The organism is Kinneretia sp. DJ1R-11, assembly GCF_025717595.1.
Classification (GTDB): domain Bacteria; phylum Pseudomonadota; class Gammaproteobacteria; order Burkholderiales; family Burkholderiaceae_C; genus Paucibacter_A.
In genome coordinates this window covers 86,810-103,155 of sequence record NZ_JAJIRR010000011.1, presented here as the reverse complement: position 1 = coordinate 103,155, position 16,346 = coordinate 86,810, and the positions used below count along the sequence as shown (strand labels likewise).

Below are 16,346 nucleotides of genomic sequence, written 5' to 3'. Positions count from 1 at the left end.
TCGCGTCACTTCTGGATCAGGTACTCGGGGCTGGCCATGACCAGGAGGATGGCGGCCTGCACACGGTTCAGCTTGCCGACATCGTTGCTGGCATTGATGGTCGCCACGGCCGTGACGATGGTGTTGACCGTGGTGGGACTCAAACCACCGCCAGCCAGCAGCAAAGCCACCCGCTGCACCAGGGCCGGCGCATCGGCCGCCAACGCCAGCTCGGCCGTGTAGCTGGGCTTGACCTCGCCAGCGCCGCTGGCAATCACGGTCTGCATGTAGTTGAGGTAGCCGGCGACCGTGCTCTCATTGCAGAGCTGGAACTCGGGCGCAGTGATCTGGGCGGTGCCCAGCTGCGAGTTGGGCGGCACATAGCCGGGCCGGAAAAAATTGAAAACCGAAGGGCTGCGCAGCGGGCTCTGGCCCAGACGGGTGGCCGGGTTGCTCAGATCGCCGATGTTCCAAAGCTCGGTGGGCGAGTTCAGGCCGAAGCTGCGGCCCCACTGGATGAAGCGCTGGATGGGCTCACGCAAGCGGCCGCTGGAGGGCGAGCTGCCGGGCGTGCGCGCCTCGCTGTCCAGCAGCACCGCGCGGATCACCGCCTTAAGATCGCCGCGTTGGCCCTGGCCGTTGTTGTTGAACACCGCCGCCACGCGCTGCACATAGGCCGGACTGGGGTTGGAAGCGACCAGGCGCTGGATCAACTGGCGGCTGAAGAAGGGGCCAGCATTGGCATGGTTGGCCAGGGTGTCGAGTGCGATCTTGAGCGCTTCCGGCCCGGTGGCCGAGGCCGGCACATCGACCGTCAACACCTTTTTGGGCCCGACCGAAAAGCGCGTGGCCAGATGCACCATGGGCTTTCTCATGAAAGCCGGGTCGGTGGCGCTGGCGCCGTCGAACTCCCAGCCGGTCAGCACCCGCGCCAGCTCGCTGATCTGGCCCTGGGTGTAGGTGTCCTTGGGCTTGCCTGCGGCATCGAGCACCGGCGTGCCATCGGCCTTCAGCTCGACCAGGCCGATGGTAAAGAGCTGCATCAGCTCGCGCGCGTAGTTCTCGTCGGGCAGACGACCGCTGGCGGTGTCTTCCTTTTTGTTGCCGCGCATATTGAGGTAGACGCCCATGGCGTTCGAGAGGCTGACGCCCTCGATCAGCTCGCGGAAGGTTCCGAAAGCGCGCTGCTCCAGCATGTCCACATAGGCCGCCACGGCAAAACCTGGCCAACTGATCGGCAGGCCGGCCATGGACACCACGAAAATCTCCGACAGCGCCAGCACCACCTTCTGCCGCAGCGGGTCGGGCGAGCCCAGCAGCTTGCGCCAGAGCGTGTTGTCCACGCCATTGAAGTTGTTCTTGTTGGCCTCGACCGCATAGCCCTTGGCCACCATCCAGTCGAAATGCCCCTGGCTGATAGGCGCGGCGAACTGGGCATCGAGCCAGGCGCTGTAACCCTGGGCCTGAACCTTGGCCATCTCGGTCGTGCTGGCGGCAAATCCAGCCTGGGCCAGGAAGCGAGCTGCTTCGGCTTCGGTCGGCGGAGCAGGAGGAGGCGGCGGCGGTGGAGGAGCGGGCGTCGGCGAAGGCGCCGGGCTGCCATCGCTGCCACCGCCTCCACCTCCGCAGGCGGCCAGGGGCGTAGCAGACAAGAGGCTGAGCCATCGCAGAGTCTGCGCCGGTGCGTGTTCTGCGGCAGGAACCGGCGCCGGCACGTTTGCCTCTGGTGCATCCACCGCAAGCAAGGATGGGGTGTCGTCTTGGATCATGGCTTCTCTCGGAACAGGCTGTCACTCTAGCCTGCGCCTGCTCGGGCATTGAGCTGCTTACAGGCCTGCTTTGCAAGCGAATGTTGCAGGCTCGGGCCACATTCACCGCGACCATGAAAAAAGGCCGGTGTGGACCGGCCTTGACGGAAATACGTGAAGCTCGCCGCGGAGGGCTCAGAGCAGGGGCACGCCGGTCTTGCTCTGCACCTCTTCGCGCGTCACGCCTTCGGCCAGCTCGACGAGCTTGAGGCCCTCGGGCGTCACGTCCATGACGGCCAGGTCGGTGATGATGCGGTTGACCACGCCCAGGCCGGTCAGCGGCAGGGTGCACTGGGGCAGGATCTTGAGGTCGGTCGTGCCGTCCTTCTTGCGCGCCACATGCTCCATCAGCACGATCACGCGCTTGACGCCGGCCACCAGGTCCATGGCGCCGCCCATGCCCTTGACCATCTTGCCCGGGATCATCCAGTTGGCCAGATCGCCCTTCTCGCTGACCTGCATGGCGCCGAGGATGGACAGATTGATCTTGCCGCCGCGGATCATGGCGAAGCTCTCATGGCTGCCAAAGATGCTGGAGCCGGGGATCGTGGTGACGGTCTGCTTGCCGGCGTTGATCAGGTCGGCGTCGACCTCGTCCTCGGTCGGGAAAGGGCCGATGCCCAGCATGCCGTTCTCGCTCTGCAGCCAGACCTCGATGTCCTTGGGCACGAAATTGGCCACCAGGGTGGGGATGCCGATGCCGAGGTTGACGTAGAAACCGTCTTGCAGTTCCTGGGCCGCACGGGCCGCCATTTGGTCTTGTGTCCAGGCCATGATTAAGTCTCCTGCTGGGCCGTCCCGAAGGAGGCTTGCGCCCCCTCGGGGGGCAGTGAACAAAGTGAACGTGGGGGCATCATTTCAAGCCTCCTTCTTCTCGGTCAGGGTACGTTTTTCAATGCGCTTCTCGGGCGTGGCATTGACCACGATGCGCTGGACATAGATGCCGGGCAGGTGCACGGCATCGGGGTCGATCTCGCCGACCTCCACCAACTGCTCCACCTCGACCACCGTGATCTTGCCGGCCATGGCCACAGCCGGGTTGAAGTTGCGCGCCGTGCGGCGGAACACCAGATTGCCGCTCTTGTCGGCCTTCCAGGCCTTGACCAGGGCCACATCGGGCGTCAGCGCATGCTCCAGCACATAGGTCTGGCCGTCGAACTCGCGCAGTTCCTTGCCTTCGGCCACGATGGTGCCCACACCGGTGCGGGTGTAGAAGGCCGGAATGCCGGCGCCACCGGCGCGCAGCTTCTCGGCCAGCGTGCCTTGCGGGGTGAACTCCAGTTGCAGTTCGCCGGCCAGGTACTGACGCTCGAACTCCTTGTTCTCGCCCACATAGCTGGAGATCATCTTCTGGATCTGGCGGGTTTCCAGCAGCTGGCCCAGGCCAAAGCCGTCCACGCCGGCATTGTTGGAAATCACGGTCAGGTCCTTGACGCCGCTGTCGCGCAGCGCGGCAATCAAAGCCTCGGGAATGCCGCAGAGGCCGAAGCCGCCCACGGCCAGCAGCTGCCCGTCTCGGACCAAGCCGGACAGGGCCTCAGCCGCACTCGCAAAAACCTTGTTCATCGATGCTTCTCCATCAATCAGTCCATCGGAAGAGATGCAGCTTACTACTTACTGTATTACGTAGAATCGCCTAAGTACCCGCCCGCCTAAGTAAGGAGCCGTGCCCGCCATGAGCAGTCTCAGCCCCCAGGATTTGCAAGCCGCCCTGCCCCGCATTTTTGCGCCCTGGATTGCGGGCATGGGGCTGGAGGTCCTAAGCAGCGCGCCCGGTGAAGTGGAGCTGCGCCTGCCCGTGAAACCCGAGTTCGTCCATGTCGGCGGCGTGATGTGCGGTCAGGTCGCCATGGCTGCAGCCGACACAGCGATGGTGCTGGCCATGATGGCGGAGCTGGGCGAATTCAAGCCCATGACGACGGTACAACTGCAGACCAGCTTTCTGCGCCCGGTCTCGGGGCCGTTCTGCCTGATCCGCGCCAAGGTGCTGCGCAGCGGCAAAAGCCTGGCCTTCGGCAGCATCGACATCCTCAACCCAGATGAGCGATTGGCCGCCCAGGCCACCACCACCTACGCCCTGCTATGAAGACGCACGGGAGCTGGCCCGTTCTTCTGCTGCTTGCGAGCCTGGCCCGTGCCGAACCCGCGCCCGCGGAAGCCGGCGGCGAGCTCGGCGACTGGCTCAAGCTGGACGGCTTCGGCACCTTGAGCGCCTACCGCGCCGACGACCCCGTCGCCAGCATGCGTCCCGATGCCCGCAATGCCGCGGCCTCCTTGCGCGACTGGCGACTGGACGGCGACAGCCAACTCTCGGCCCAGCTGACCGTGAACCCCAACGGTGCACTGCGCCTGGTCTGGCAGGTGCTGGCCAAGGACGACATCGTGCTGCGCTACCGACCGCGCACCGAATGGCTGTATCTGGACTGGGACCCCTCGGTCAACCTCAGCCTGCATGCCGGCCGCCTGGCCCTGCCGGTCTTCCAGCTGTCCGAGACCCGCAATGTGGCCTACGCGCAGACCAATGTGCGCCCCTACAGCTCGCTCTACCACCTGAACCCGATCACCAAGGTCGATGGCCTGGGAGCCGTCTGGCGCCAGCCTGTAGGTGAGGCCGAGCTGAGCCTGGACTGGGTGCATGGCCGGACGCAAGTGGACCTGAGCACGGGCCGGGTCAAGGCCAACGCCATCAACGCCCTGGCTGCGCAGTGGAAACAAGGGCCCTGGAGCGTGCGCCTGGGGCGCTCGGACTACCGGCTGGATGCGCAGCTGCCCGGCACCCTGGCCCAGCTGCAAGCGCTTGCCTCGGGCGCCACCGGCTGCAGCAATTGCGCGGCCGTGTTGGCCGAACGGGCGCCGGCGCGGGTGCGCGCCGCCATCAACACCTTGGGCTTCAACTTGGAGCTCGGCCGCTGGAGCTTCAACAGCGAATGGATGCAGCGCCGCTCCGATTCCATTCTGGTGGCCGACGCCGATGCCTGGTATGCGCAGCTCGCGCACCGCCAGGGGGCCTTCACACCCTTTATCGGCGTGGGCCGAACTCGCTTTGTCGAAGCGCCGCTGGGCTTTCAGACTCGGGCCGGAGCACCGGCTGCTGCCCAAGCCGCCAACGCCGCCTTTGATCGCTTTTTGCAGAGCGCCAACGGCCGCCGCAGCTGGCAGGCCGGCCTGCGCTGGGACTGCGCCGAAAACATGGCCCTCAAGCTGCATCTGGAGTGGTTGAAGAACACCCAGGAGATCCGCCTGGGACAGACCGGCAGCATCAGCTACCCGGCCGCGCCACCGATCGGCGACTACCAGGGTCCGGCTTGGGATGGCCATGTGCGCGTCTTGAGCCTGAACCTGGACTTTGTCTTCTGAGCGCCGGGCCGCACGCCATGAGCACAGCCACCGCCCAAAGCGCGCACACCGCTCGCAAGCCACTTGGCTACAAATCCCATGCCTGGCCCTGGCTGCTGAGCCTGGCGGCGCTCGCGGCGGCCGGTATGGCCCAGGCGCAAAGCCGGGCCGAACAGCGGGTCCTGCGCGTACCGGCCGTGCAATCCTGGTCCGCACCCTATGCGCTGTACCGTGATGGCGCCCTGGTGGCCGGCATCAATCACGACATCGTCCAAGCCCTGGCCGAACACCTGGGCATGAGCTTGCAGACCCTGGTGCTGCCGCGCACCCGGGTCGATGCCGCTGTCGCGGCCGGTGAGCTGGACCTGCGCTGCCACCTGAGCCCCGACTGGGTGCGCTCGCCCGAGGCCTACAGCTGGAGCCCGCCGCTGTTCGAGTTGGCCACGGTGCTGGCCGGTCATGAGTCGGCGGTGCCGGTCTCCAACCTCGACCAGCTGCATCGCGGCCAGACCGTGGGCACGGTGCTGGGCTTCGTCTACCCGGGCCTGGAAGAGCGTTTCAGCGACGGGCGCCTGCGCCGCGACGACACCTTCGCCGTCGACCGCAATCTGCAGAAGCTCAAGCTGATTCGCTCCCCCTATGCGGTGGCCGACACGCGCGAGATCGCCTGGCATCTGCGCCAGGATCCCGGCCACCAGTTCGCGACCTGGCGTCTGCCCATCACGCGCACCGACTACCGCTGTGCCGTGCCCCGCAACGGCCGCATCGAGGCCACGCTGCTGCTGGCCGGTTTCGAACGCCTGCTGGCCAGCGGTCAAATCGATCGCATCGTCCGCAACTACAGCCCGCCGCAGCCAGTGCTGGTGATGGCGGCGAACAGCGCTGTGCAGCAGCTGAGCCGGCAGCAGATCAGCGCCTTGTTTCTGGGCGAGATGCTGGAGCTGCCCGGCGGCGGGCGGGCGGTGCTGGGCAGCCTCGGCGGCGCCTTGCGCCAGGAGTTCTTCAGCCAGGTCTTGGACAAAGATGCCGCTCAGCTCAAGGCCATCTGGTCGCGCATGACCTTCAGCGGCAGAGGCCGGGCTCCGCGCGAATTCAGCACGGCCGCAGCCCTGCGGGCCTGGCTGATCAACACGCCGAACGCCCTGGCCTTTTTGGACAGCAGCAGCCTGGATCCCTCGCTGAAAATCGTCTACACGCCGCAGCCCGCCGCTGCAGCCGGCCCCTGAGCCGGGCTGAGCCACAATCGCGCCCTCGCACCCACGGCTCCGCCATGCCTCTCGACTACCGCACTGCCTTCGAGCTGGCACCGATCGGCCTGCTGCTCTCGGCCCAGCGCCTGATCCAGGATTGCAACCAGCAGCTGCTGGACATCTTCCAGGCGCCGCGCTCGGCCTTGATCGGACAGAGCCTGGAGTTGCTGTACCCGAGCGTGGTCGAGTTCGAGCGCACCGGCGAACGCATCGTCGCCAGCCTCGATGCCCAAGGCTGCTATGCCGACGACCGGGTCATGCGCCGCTTGAGCACGGGCCAGTTGTTCTGGTGCCATGTTTCGGGCCGGGCCCTCAAGCCCGATGATCCTCATGCGGAAGGGATCTGGAGCTTTGCCGACTTGTCCGCCCATCGCCAGCTCAAGGCCGAGCTGACCCCGCGCGAACGCGAGATCGCTGCCCTGCTGATTGAAGGCCTGACCAGCAAATTGATCGGCCGCCGCCTGGCCATCAGTCCGCGCACGGTCGATGTCTACCGGGCGCGTTTGATGAAGAAGTACGGCGCGGCCTCAACGCCGGACCTGGTCCACAAGCTGCTGGTCATCTGAATCCACCCACCACCGCCCCCATGAAGCAAAACCCTGTGCGCAGCATCTTCGACCCCGAGTTCACCGAGCGCCTGTGCGAGATGTTCGAGCACCAGATCTGCTTCAACCAGGTGCTGGGCCTGCAGATCGAATCGCTGGCCACCGACTCCGCCAGCGCCAGCCTGCAGATGCGGCCGGAGCTGATCGGCCATTTCACCCACCAGCGTCTGCATGGAGGCGTGATCAGTGCCACGCTGGATGCCATGGGCGGCCTGGCGGTGATGGCGGCGATCGGCGCGCGGCATCTCGATGAAAGCGCTGAGGCGCGCCTGCAACGCTTCGGCAAGCTGGGCACCATCGACCTGCGCATCGACTACCTGCGCCCCGGCAATGGGCCCGCCTTTCGCGCCACGGCCCAGGTGCTACGCCTGGGCAGCCGGGTGGCCTCCACCCGCATGGAGTTCTTCGACGCGCAGGACCGCCTGCTCAGCTGCGGCGCCGGCGCCTACATCGTTTCCTGAACCAGCTCGGGCCGAGCCGCTTCACGCCGCGCCAGGCGCAGCAGCAACAAAGACGCGGCCACACAGCAGACACCGCCCAGGCCCATGATCCAGCGCGTGGACAGCAGGGCCAAGCCACCGCCGATCACCGCCATCAAGACATTCGACAGGCAGAACACCGTGGACAGCAAGCCCATCACCCGGCCCTGGCCATGGCCGGCAAAACGCTCGGACATCCAGGCCGGCAGCACCGCGTTGTAGAGCGCCAGCGGCAGGCCCAGGCCGACGATGGCCGCCAGGCCCAGCGGCCCGGGCAGCAGCACCAGGCTGCTCAGGCCCAAGGCGGCACACAACGCCAGCAAAGCCGCCCGCCGCAGCGGCCGGCGACTGGCCGGCAAGCGGCCTGCCACCACACTGGCCGTGGTCATGGCTGCGCATTGCGCCGCCGTCACCCAGGCGATGCCGGCGCTGCCCAGGCCCATGTTCTCCAGCATCCACAGCGGCGCGAACTCGTACAGCGCGTTGACGCCCAAGCAGTACATCAGCTGCAGCGCAAACAAGGCCGCCAGCACCGGGTCGGCCCTCAGCAGCCCCAGCACCTGCTGCTCGCGCAGCTGGCGCCAGAAACCCGGCGGGGGGGCGCCGCTGGCCGTTGGAGCCGGCCGCCAATCGGGCACCCACAGCGTCAACACCAGCAAGCAGGGCAGCATGGCCAGGCCGGCGAGCAAGAACGGCACGCTCTCGCCCAGCGGCAGGGTCAGGCCACCGACCAGGGGGCCCAGCAGCCAGCCCATGTAGAGGCAGGCATTGAGCCAGGCAAAAGCCTGGGTGCGGTCGATCTGCTCATGCATATCGGCCAGCAGGGCGCGCGCCACCGACACATTGCCTTCGGTCAGGCCGGTGATGAAGCGCGCCAGCACGAACAGCAGGTACCAGCGCTGGCCGAGGGCAAAGGCGGTGAGCCCGTAGCTGAGCAAGGTCGCGGTGATGGTCACGGCCAGCACACGGCGCCGGCCATGGCGATCGGACAGCGGGCCGATGAAGAGATTGCCGATCAGGATGCCGAGCGGATTCGCCGCCAGGGCCAGCCCCATCAGCAAGCGCGGGTCCAGGCTGGCGAAATGGGTGAAGTCATCGACCGGCCCGCCGACAAAGATTGGCGCCAGGATGGGATAGGGCAAGGCCATGCCCACCGTGCTCATCAGGGACAGGGCGCAGATGGCCAGCAGCACCCAGCGTGGTTGGCGGATGGCAGGCGCAGCGGCAGGTGGGCTCATTCAGAAACGTGGAAACAAGAAGGAAGAAGGCAAGGGCCTGAAGCAAGAATGCGGCCGCCATCATGGCAGCTCGGGCGCGCGAAGCGTCGCTTGCAGGGCACAATCGCCACGCCTTTCGCCCTGCCCTTCACCACCTTTCGATCCCCTCTTGTTCTCAGCTCATGCGCATCAAAGACTGCAACTGGTCCATGGTCGAGCGCTACCTGCGCCAGGACGACCGTGCCGTGCTGCCCCTGGGCAGCGTCGAGCAGCACGCGTTTCTGTCCCTGGCCGTGGATGCCATCCTGGCCGAAGAGGCGGCGGCGGCGGCGGCCGAACCGCTGGGGGTGCCCGTTTTTCCGGCCCAGGCCTACGGCGTCACGCCCACCTATATGGCCTACCCGGGCACCATGAGCTTGCGTCTGGAGACCTTGCTGCAGGTCTTGCGCGACCTGATCGGCTCGCTGCACCAGCATGGCTTTCGCCGCATCGTCATCGTCAACGGCCATGGCGGTAACAACGGCGCAGCCGCCCTCTTGCAGGCGCTGGGCGCGGAGCTGCCGGGCATCCAGCTCAAATGGCACAACTGGTGGGCCGCGCCGCGCACCATGGCTTTTGTGCGCGAGCAAGACCCCCAGGCCTCGCACGCCAGCTGGATGGAGAACTTTGAAGGCCTGACCCGCCTGCCCGGCGTCGCCCTGCCCGATGCACCCAAGCCCCTGGTCGACTACGCCCGCATGGCCTTGATGGACCCGGTCGCCAAGCGCGCTTACTTGGGCGATGGCTGCTACGGCGGCCACTACCAGCAGCCACCCGAGGTGATGGAGCGGCTCTGGACCATCGCCGTGCAAGAAACTCGCGATATCCTCGATGGCCCCTGGCTGGACTCCGTATCCGCCTGCGTCCCTTGATCCCCCTGACACCATGCCTTTTCGCTCCGTCCCGATTCCCGACCTGAGCCCACCGAGTTCCGGCCGCCTGTGGCTGCAATCCATGCCCGGGCGCCTGGAATCCTGGTCCGCCTTCCTCGACGAAGCGCGATTGCGCCAGCTGCATCTGGTGGTCTGCCTGAACCCGCTCGAAGAGGTGGCCCAGCTCTCGCCCGGCTATCACAAGGCGATCGCCGAGGGCCGGCTGCCCTTTCGCTGGCAGCACCTGCCCATGCGCGACTTCGGCCTGGGCGCCGACCCGCAAGCCTTCCGCCAGGGCGTGGAGCAGATCGCCCACAGCCTGGTGCTGGGCGAACAGGTGCTGCTGCATTGCGCTGCCGGCATCGGCCGCACCGGCACGGTGGCCGCCTGCGTGCTGAAAAGCCTGGGACTGCCGCGTGAAGCGGCCCTGTCCACCGTGCGCGCAGCCGGCTCCAACCCGCAATCGGCCCTGCAGTCGGGCTGGGTGGACCAGTTCTGAACGTGGAGCCCCTGCCCGCCCTGAACCTGCTGGCTGAGCGCGAGGAGATCCTGCTGCTGAACAAGCCCAGCGGCCTGCTGTCCGTGCCTGGTCGTGGCGAAGACAAGCAAGACTGCGCGATCCACCGCGCCCAGACCCGTTTCCCCGAAGCCCTGATCGTCCACCGACTGGACATGGCCACGTCGGGTCTGCTGCTGCTGGCCAGAGGCCCCGACTGGCAGCGACGATTAAGCCTGGACTTTGCCGAGCGCCGCGTGCAAAAGCGCTACATCGCCGTGGTGCGCGGCAGCCTGGAGGCGGGAGCGGACTGGCAGCTGATCGACCTCCCCCTGATCACCGACTGGCCGAACCGCCCGCGCCAGAAGGTCTGCTTCGAACAAGGCAAGCCCTCGCAGACCCGCTACCGCGTGCTCGGCCATGAGTTGCACGAGGGGCAGGCCTGCACCCGCGTCGAGCTGGAGCCCATCACCGGCCGCACCCACCAATTGCGCATGCACATGCTGGCCCTGGGCCACCCCATCGTCGGCGATGCCTTGTACGAGCCCGAGGACCCGGCTCCGCGTCTGCTGCTGCATGCCTGCCACCTCAGCCTGCCCGAACGCGGCTGGTGTTTCGATTGCCCCCCGGAGTTTTGATGGTCTCACCCCTGCCCGACTCACCCAGCGCCCTGCACTCGCCCGCCGCCGAGCGCAACAAGCAGCCCATATTCGAGGCCTTGCAAGCCCTGCTGCCGCCCAGCGGCCGGGCACTGGAGATCGCCAGTGGCAGCGGCCAACACATCGCCCATTTCGCTGCCGGACTGCCCGGCTGGCTTTGGCTGGCCTCCGACCCCTCACCCGAGGCCCGTGCCTCCATTGCCGCCTGGTGGCCACAGGGCCCGGCGGCCCTGGCGCTGGATGTACAAAACACCGACTGGGACCTGCCGGCCGAGCATTTGCCGCTGGATTTGATCCACTGCGCGAACATGCTGCACATCTCGCCCTGGGCCAGTAGCGCCGCGCTGTTTCAGGGCGCGTCCCGGTACCTGGCCGAGACCGGTCTGCTGACGGTCTACGGCCCTTTTGTCGTGCCGGGCGAACCGACGGCACCCAGCAATTTGGCCTTTGATGCCGATCTGCGCAGCCGCAATCCGGCCTGGGGCCTGCGCAGCCTCGACGAAGTGCAGGCCTGCGCGCACGACGCGGGTTTGCAACTGCGTCAGCGCCTGAAGCAGCCGGCCAACAATCTGCTGCTGGTGTTTGCGCGCCAGGCCTGAATGCCATCCCCCGCCTTTTTTGGAGACGACATGACTTCACCCCAAGAACTGTTCATCATCACCGGTGCCTCGCGCGGCATGGGCGAGGCCATCGCCCTGCAGCTGTTGGCACCCGAACATCAGGTGATCGGTATCTCGCGGGGCCGCAGCGAGGCCTTGCAAGGCGAAGCCGACACGCGCGGCCTGACTCTGGAGCAATGGCAAGCCGATCTGGCCGATCCTCTGGCGGCAGCCGAGCGCCTGGCAGCCTGGCTGGCCCAGCAAGACCTGAGCCGATTCCGCCGCGCCACCTTGATCAACAACGCCGGGGTGGTCAGCACGCCCGGCCCCGTGGACGGCGTGCCGCTGGCCGAGCTGTCCATGGCCTTGCGTGTGGGCCTGGAGGCCACACTGCTGCTGAGCAGCGCGTTCTTGCGCGGCACGGTAGCCCTGGGGTCGAACCGACGCATCCTCAACATTTCCTCCGGCCTGGGTCGCCGCGCCATGGCCGGCAGCGCGCCCTACTGCGCAGCCAAGGCCGGCATGGACAACCTGTCCCGCGCCATGGCCTTGGACGAAGAAGCCAAGCCCGCGGGCCAGGGGGCGGCCATCGTCTCTCTGGCGCCCGGCATCATCGACACCGACATGCAGCTGCAGCTGCGCAGCGCTGACCCGGGCAAGTTCCCCAACCAACAGGTGTTTGCCGACTTCAAGAGCGGCGGCCAGTTGATGAGCCCCGAGCAAGCGGCCAGCAAGATTGTGGGCTTTCTGAACACAGCCAGCTTTGGCTCTACAGTCATCGCCGATGTGCGGGATGCTTGAAGTCTCGTTCAAGACCCCCATCTAGCGACCAGGCCGTTGTCGGCCGCAAGGAGATTTTGTGAAACGTGCTCTTTTGTCTGCCCTGATCGCCCTGACCGCGGTCTCGGCCCTCAGCCTGACGTCCTTCGATGCCGAGGCCAAACGCCTGGGCGGCGGAGGTTCGGCCGGCATGAAGCGGACGACCCCAAGCCAGAGTGACGCCGGCAAAGCCAGCCCTCCGGCACAGCAGGCCGCGCCCGCGCCTCAACAGGCGGCTCCTGCTGTGCCTGCCGCTGCAGGCGCCGCAGCCGCAGCCCCCAAGCGCAACTGGATGGGCCCGATCGCTGGCCTGGCGGCCGGTTTGGGTCTGGCTGCCCTGGCCAGCCACTTTGGCATGGGCGGCGCCCTGGCCAATGTCATGACCATGCTCTTGATCGGCGGCGCAGTGCTGCTGCTGGTGACCTTCCTGATGCGGCGCTTCGGCGGCGCCAAGACCCAGGCGCCCGGCATGCAGTACGCCGGAGCTGGTGCCGGAGCAGGCAATGGCAGCGGCAACAACATGCCCATGCCCTTCCAGACGGCGCAGCCAAGCCCCGTGCAGCAGCCGGCCTCGGTGGCGGCCCCGCTTGCGGCCGTGCCTAGCGCCCCGGCAGCACAGGCAGCGACTGGCAACAGCGAAGATGCGGCTTTTGAGCAATTGGCCAAGCGCGTCTTCATCCGACTGCAAGCGGCCAATGACGCCGGCGACCAGACCGATCTGCGCCGCTTCACGACACCCGAGATGTATGGCGTTGTGCAACAGGAGCTGCTGGACCGCAAGGGGGCCGTACAGCGCACCGATGTGCTGCAGCTGGACGCTCGTGTGATCGAGCGTGTGCAGGAAAACGGCCAACAAATCGTCAGTGTGCGTTTCTGGGGCTTGATTCGTGAACAGAGCGAGGCCGCCGCCGAGAATTTCGACGAGGTCTGGCACCTGGTCCGCCCCTTGGACGAAAGCCGCGAGTGGGCGATTGCTGGGATTCAGGCCACGGTCTGAGCGCTTGTAGGGTCCCGTCCATCGACCGGGGCCCAACACAATCGAGCAAGCAAACAAAAGGCCCGCTGTTGCGGGCCTTTTTCATGGTCAGGACTGGAGTGCGTCGTCAGTAGCTGCGGCCACTGCGGGCCACATCTTCATAGGCCTTCAGTTCGACCAAGGTTTGGCGACGGGTGGCCTCAGCGGCCGACTCCGCCTGCGCCGACTTCTTGCCGTCCAAAGTCGGGTAGTTGAAGTCATAAATCTTGCGCTCCATCACATCGACGGCGCCGTCCTGATTGGCATCGGCTTCATCGAAGTTGGGCGTGCTCAGATCCGCTTGGGTTTGCCTGGCGCTGCCAGCGGCACCATTCGTCACCTTGCTGGCAGACTCGTCAGTGGCGCTCGCTGTGGAGACTTGAACGCTGGAAGGGCTGTCAGCGGGAAGGCTGATGGGGGCAGAGTCCTTGTCGGGCGATGCTTCTTGTGCCACCGCGGGTGTGCTGGGTGGGCTCTGGGGCCCCTCACGGACGGGAGCCGCTTGGGCCCGGCGCGCACCTTCGCTGGAGATGGCCACCACGGCGGACTCAGCCTCGCTCGCGTTGGTTTCGAGCTTGGCGGGCAGGCTGCGCCGCCGCTGAACTTCATCGCCGACGCTGGCACGGGCGGGCACCGCCGAGGCAGCGCCGGGAGACTCATTGAGACTTGAAACTGCGTTGATCATGGCAAACCTCCACGAGAGAGACTTTGCAGGGCTGGCCTACCCAAGGCTGGATCTGGAGCAACAGACCGCACAGCAAGCGACCAGTACATGTGAAGGATTTCGACAACTCCTTCACGCAACTTGAATACATCCACTTTAATGCTTGAAGGCAGCGACTGCCCAATCATGGCGGGCCCGCGGGCCTGCAATCACCGAAAACAAGGCAAAAAAACCACCCAATCCGGCCCTTGCGGCGAAGTGCCGCCAAGAAACCGCAATTTCAACCGACCAGATTGGCCAGCGTCAACAGAGCCAGCAAGAGCATCCACAGAACAACCGAACGCCAGATCAGGCCGACCACGCTTTGCAAATGGCCGAACTGGGCCGGCTGACCCGGCGTACTGCCGTCGGCTCGGGTGGCGTCGGCATCGACGCCAGCCTCAAAGGTCTTGCTGCGATCTGGCGTCACGCCAGGCGCGGCAACGCCGCCCAGTTGCAGACCCAAAGCACCGGCGGCCGAAGCTAGGATGATGCCTTCGTTGGGGTGCAACCAGAGGCCGGCATCTCGGCGCCAGCCGTTCACAGCCTCTTCGAAATTGCCAACGATGGTAAAGCCGGTCGCGGTGAAACGGGCCGGCAAGTAGTCGATCCAGCCGAACAAACGGCGCGACAGCAGCATCAGGCGCTCATTGGTCGGCGCATCCAGCGTGCGGCTTTTGAAGGCCCAGTAGCGGCTGGCAAACTCGGCCATGCGATACAGCACGGCCCCCGCCGGGCCCAAGCCCAGCGTAGACAAGACCACAAACCAGAAGAACACGCCGAAGACATGGCGGTGCGCAGCCAGCAGGGAATGCTCGATCGCATGGCGAACCAGTTCGGTGCGCGGCAGCTCGCTGGCATCGAGATGGCGCCATTCCGACAGAAGACGTCGCGCTTCTTGATCGTCGCCCCGCTCCAGCGCGTCACGGATGTCGGTGAAGTAGTGACTGAACTGGCGAAAGCCCAAAGTCAGATAAAGCACCAGGACATCGAGGGCCAGAGCCAGCAGCACGCTGAAGTGATGCACAGCCAGATAAACCGCCGTGGTCAGCAAGGCCGGGCCCAGCGCCGTGATCGCCCAGACCACCGACGCATGATGCTCGTCACCAGCGTCGAAATTGCGCCCGGTCCAGCGCACCCAGCTGATCACGCCATGATGGATGCCATTGCCATGGCGCAAAGGTTTGAGCTGCTCGCACAGCAATGCCAGAAGGACCGCGAAGAAGTTCATGGGCCGGGATGATAGCGGGCGCTGTTGCTCAGGCTGAAAGGAAGCGGTAGAAGTTGCGCAGAATCGCGGCCGTCGCGCCCCAAATGAAGTCGTCTCGCTCGCCCGCAAGGCCAGACCACGGCATGGACAGGAACTGTCGCTGCCCACCAGCAAACTCGAAGTGATGATGGCGGTGGTGGGCCGGCGTCATCAGGAACTGCAGTGGCACCTCGAAGGCCTCGTCGACCTCTCCATGGTCCAGGCGCAGCTCGAAGCCGGTCTGTACCAATGCGACCACGGGCGTGACCAGAAAGGAAGTCACCGTGGTGTAGATTGGCAGGCTGCCCAGCACCTCGATGTGCCGGCGCGCCAGACCAATTTCCTCTTCGGTTTCCCGCAGTGCCGTGGCCGAGGCATCTGGGTCCGAGGCTTCGGTCTTGCCGCCCGGCAGACTGATCTGTCCGGCATGGTTGCGCAGATGCTCGGTACGCCGGGTCAAAAGCAGATGCAGGCCATCAGCGCGCTCCACCAAGGGCAGCAACACGGCCGCTGCAGCGGGCTCGCGCTCGCTGAAGCGGCCGCCGTCGCCAGCCAACTCGGGCTGCCAGGTCGGCGGCCGGGCAAAACGCTGCCGCAGTGCAGTGGCCGTGAGACGGTCCCCGGCCACCGGCGGCAATTCCGAGTCGACCTGCGTCACAGGCACGGCGCGGGGATCAAGAATGGGAGCTCGGCTCATGGCATCAGCATAAGGTCTGGCAGGGGCGACCCCGGCCGGGTAGCAAGCGAAAATCGGGCAAAAAAAAGCCGCCCGAAGGCGGCTTTCTCGTCGGGAAACCCAGTTGCCTGGATCAGCCCAACTTTTCCTTGATACGTGCCGACTTGCCCGAGCGGTCGCGCAGGTAGTACAGCTTGGCACGACGCACATCGCCGCGGCGTTTCACTTCGATCGAAGCGATCAGCGGGCTGTACAGCTGGAACGTACGCTCCACGCCTTCGCCGTTGGAGATCTTGCGCACGATGAAGCTGGAATTCAGGCCGCGGTTGCGCTTGGCAATCACGACGCCTTCGAATGCCTGCACGCGCTTGCGAGTGCCTTCAACGACGTTGACGCTGACGATGACGGTGTCGCCAGGGCAGTAAGTCGGGAATGTCTTGTTCAGACGAGCAATTTCTTCTTGCTCAAGGGTTTGGATCAAGTCCATGTGGTTCTCCATGTGATCGTGGCGGCGCCGATGCTTTGTGGTCTCACTTGAAACCCAA

General features: G+C 66.0%; 19 protein-coding genes. 11 read left to right on the top strand and 8 right to left on the bottom strand.

Translation table 11 applies throughout. The annotated features are described in order from the left end of the window. Window positions 1-5: 5 nt before the first annotated feature. The 3 genes from LNV23_RS17625 to LNV23_RS17615 form a co-directional block, all read right to left on the bottom strand. Complete coding sequence (locus tag LNV23_RS17625) at window positions 6-1,748, bottom strand: DUF1800 domain-containing protein (protein WP_263564183.1); 1,743 nt, start codon at window positions 1,746-1,748, stop codon at window positions 6-8. Window positions 1,749-1,922: 174 nt separating this feature from the next. Continuing rightward, complete coding sequence (locus LNV23_RS17620) at window positions 1,923-2,561, bottom strand: CoA transferase subunit B (RefSeq protein WP_102770086.1); 639 nt, start codon at window positions 2,559-2,561, stop codon at window positions 1,923-1,925. Window positions 2,562-2,645: 84 nt separating this feature from the next. Continuing rightward, on the bottom strand, window positions 2,646-3,353 hold the full coding sequence (locus LNV23_RS17615; protein WP_263564182.1) for a CoA transferase subunit A: 708 nt from the start codon (window positions 3,351-3,353) through the stop codon (window positions 2,646-2,648). Window positions 3,354-3,462: 109 nt separating this feature from the next. On the opposite strand from LNV23_RS17615, the gene LNV23_RS17610 reads away from it, so the two are divergent. The 5 genes from LNV23_RS17610 to LNV23_RS17590 are packed head-to-tail and all read left to right on the top strand — an operon-like array spanning window position 3,463 to window position 7,439. Beyond that, window positions 3,463-3,873 (top strand): PaaI family thioesterase, encoded by a 411-nt coding sequence (locus LNV23_RS17610; RefSeq protein ID WP_263564181.1) that lies wholly within the window; start codon window positions 3,463-3,465, stop codon window positions 3,871-3,873. Beyond that, window positions 3,870-5,144 (top strand): hypothetical protein, encoded by a 1,275-nt coding sequence (locus LNV23_RS17605; RefSeq protein ID WP_263564180.1) that lies wholly within the window; start codon window positions 3,870-3,872, stop codon window positions 5,142-5,144. Before LNV23_RS17610 ends, LNV23_RS17605 begins: the two co-directional genes overlap by 4 nt. Window positions 5,145-5,161: 17 nt before the next feature. Continuing rightward, complete coding sequence (locus tag LNV23_RS17600) at window positions 5,162-6,349, top strand: substrate-binding periplasmic protein (protein ID WP_263564179.1); 1,188 nt, start codon at window positions 5,162-5,164, stop codon at window positions 6,347-6,349. Window positions 6,350-6,393: 44 nt separating this feature from the next. Further along, entirely contained in the window at window positions 6,394-6,939 is a 546-nt protein-coding gene (locus LNV23_RS17595; RefSeq protein ID WP_263517568.1) for a PAS and helix-turn-helix domain-containing protein, read from the top strand. 20 nt (window positions 6,940-6,959) lie between these two features. Continuing rightward, the gene (locus LNV23_RS17590) at window positions 6,960-7,439 is read left to right on the top strand and encodes a thioesterase family protein (RefSeq protein WP_263564178.1); all 480 of its coding nucleotides are present in this window, start codon (window positions 6,960-6,962) and stop codon (window positions 7,437-7,439) included. On the opposite strand, the gene LNV23_RS17585 is transcribed toward LNV23_RS17590, so the two are convergent. Continuing rightward, a complete protein-coding gene (locus tag LNV23_RS17585) occupies window positions 7,424-8,695 on the bottom strand; it encodes an MFS transporter (protein WP_263564177.1) in 1,272 nt (423 codons plus the stop codon). The two genes, LNV23_RS17590 and LNV23_RS17585, sit on opposite strands and share 16 nt — an antisense overlap. A gap of 161 nt (window positions 8,696-8,856) precedes the next feature. Between LNV23_RS17585 and LNV23_RS17580 the strand changes: the two genes are divergently transcribed. From LNV23_RS17580 to LNV23_RS17555, 6 genes are read left to right on the top strand one after another with little or no spacing between them, the layout of a single operon-like run. Then, complete coding sequence (locus tag LNV23_RS17580; protein ID WP_263564176.1) at window positions 8,857-9,585, top strand: creatininase family protein; 729 nt, start codon at window positions 8,857-8,859, stop codon at window positions 9,583-9,585. A 13-nt stretch (window positions 9,586-9,598) separates the two neighbouring features. Next, complete coding sequence (locus LNV23_RS17575; RefSeq protein ID WP_263564175.1) at window positions 9,599-10,084, top strand: protein-tyrosine phosphatase family protein; 486 nt, start codon at window positions 9,599-9,601, stop codon at window positions 10,082-10,084. Between the two features lie 11 nt (window positions 10,085-10,095). Next, window positions 10,096-10,719, top strand: a complete 624-nt coding sequence (locus tag LNV23_RS17570; RefSeq protein ID WP_411910595.1) for a pseudouridine synthase — start codon at window positions 10,096-10,098, stop codon at window positions 10,717-10,719. Then, window positions 10,719-11,339 (top strand): DUF938 domain-containing protein, encoded by a 621-nt coding sequence (locus LNV23_RS17565; protein ID WP_263564173.1) that lies wholly within the window; start codon window positions 10,719-10,721, stop codon window positions 11,337-11,339. Before LNV23_RS17570 ends, LNV23_RS17565 begins: the two co-directional genes overlap by 1 nt. Window positions 11,340-11,369: 30 nt before the next feature. After that, entirely contained in the window at window positions 11,370-12,140 is a 771-nt protein-coding gene (locus tag LNV23_RS17560; protein WP_263564172.1) for an SDR family NAD(P)-dependent oxidoreductase, read from the top strand. Between the two features lie 58 nt (window positions 12,141-12,198). Continuing rightward, window positions 12,199-13,155 (top strand): Tim44 domain-containing protein, encoded by a 957-nt coding sequence (locus LNV23_RS17555; RefSeq protein ID WP_263564171.1) that lies wholly within the window; start codon window positions 12,199-12,201, stop codon window positions 13,153-13,155. Between the two features lie 106 nt (window positions 13,156-13,261). Here LNV23_RS17555 and LNV23_RS17550 read toward each other — a convergent pair whose 3' ends face one another. The 4 genes from LNV23_RS17550 to rplS form a co-directional block, all read right to left on the bottom strand. Further along, window positions 13,262-13,858: a hypothetical protein gene (locus LNV23_RS17550; RefSeq protein WP_263564170.1), complete on the bottom strand. Its 597-nt coding sequence runs from the start codon at window positions 13,856-13,858 to the stop codon at window positions 13,262-13,264. A 259-nt stretch (window positions 13,859-14,117) separates the two neighbouring features. Further along, the gene (locus LNV23_RS17545; RefSeq protein ID WP_263517578.1) at window positions 14,118-15,107 is read right to left on the bottom strand and encodes a CobD/CbiB family protein; all 990 of its coding nucleotides are present in this window, start codon (window positions 15,105-15,107) and stop codon (window positions 14,118-14,120) included. A gap of 28 nt (window positions 15,108-15,135) precedes the next feature. Beyond that, window positions 15,136-15,822, bottom strand: a complete 687-nt coding sequence (locus LNV23_RS17540; RefSeq protein ID WP_263564169.1) for an NUDIX hydrolase — start codon at window positions 15,820-15,822, stop codon at window positions 15,136-15,138. Window positions 15,823-15,934: 112 nt separating this feature from the next. Further along, entirely contained in the window at window positions 15,935-16,288 is a 354-nt protein-coding gene (gene rplS, locus LNV23_RS17535; RefSeq protein WP_263517580.1) for a 50S ribosomal protein L19, read from the bottom strand. Window positions 16,289-16,346 lie beyond the last annotated feature (58 nt).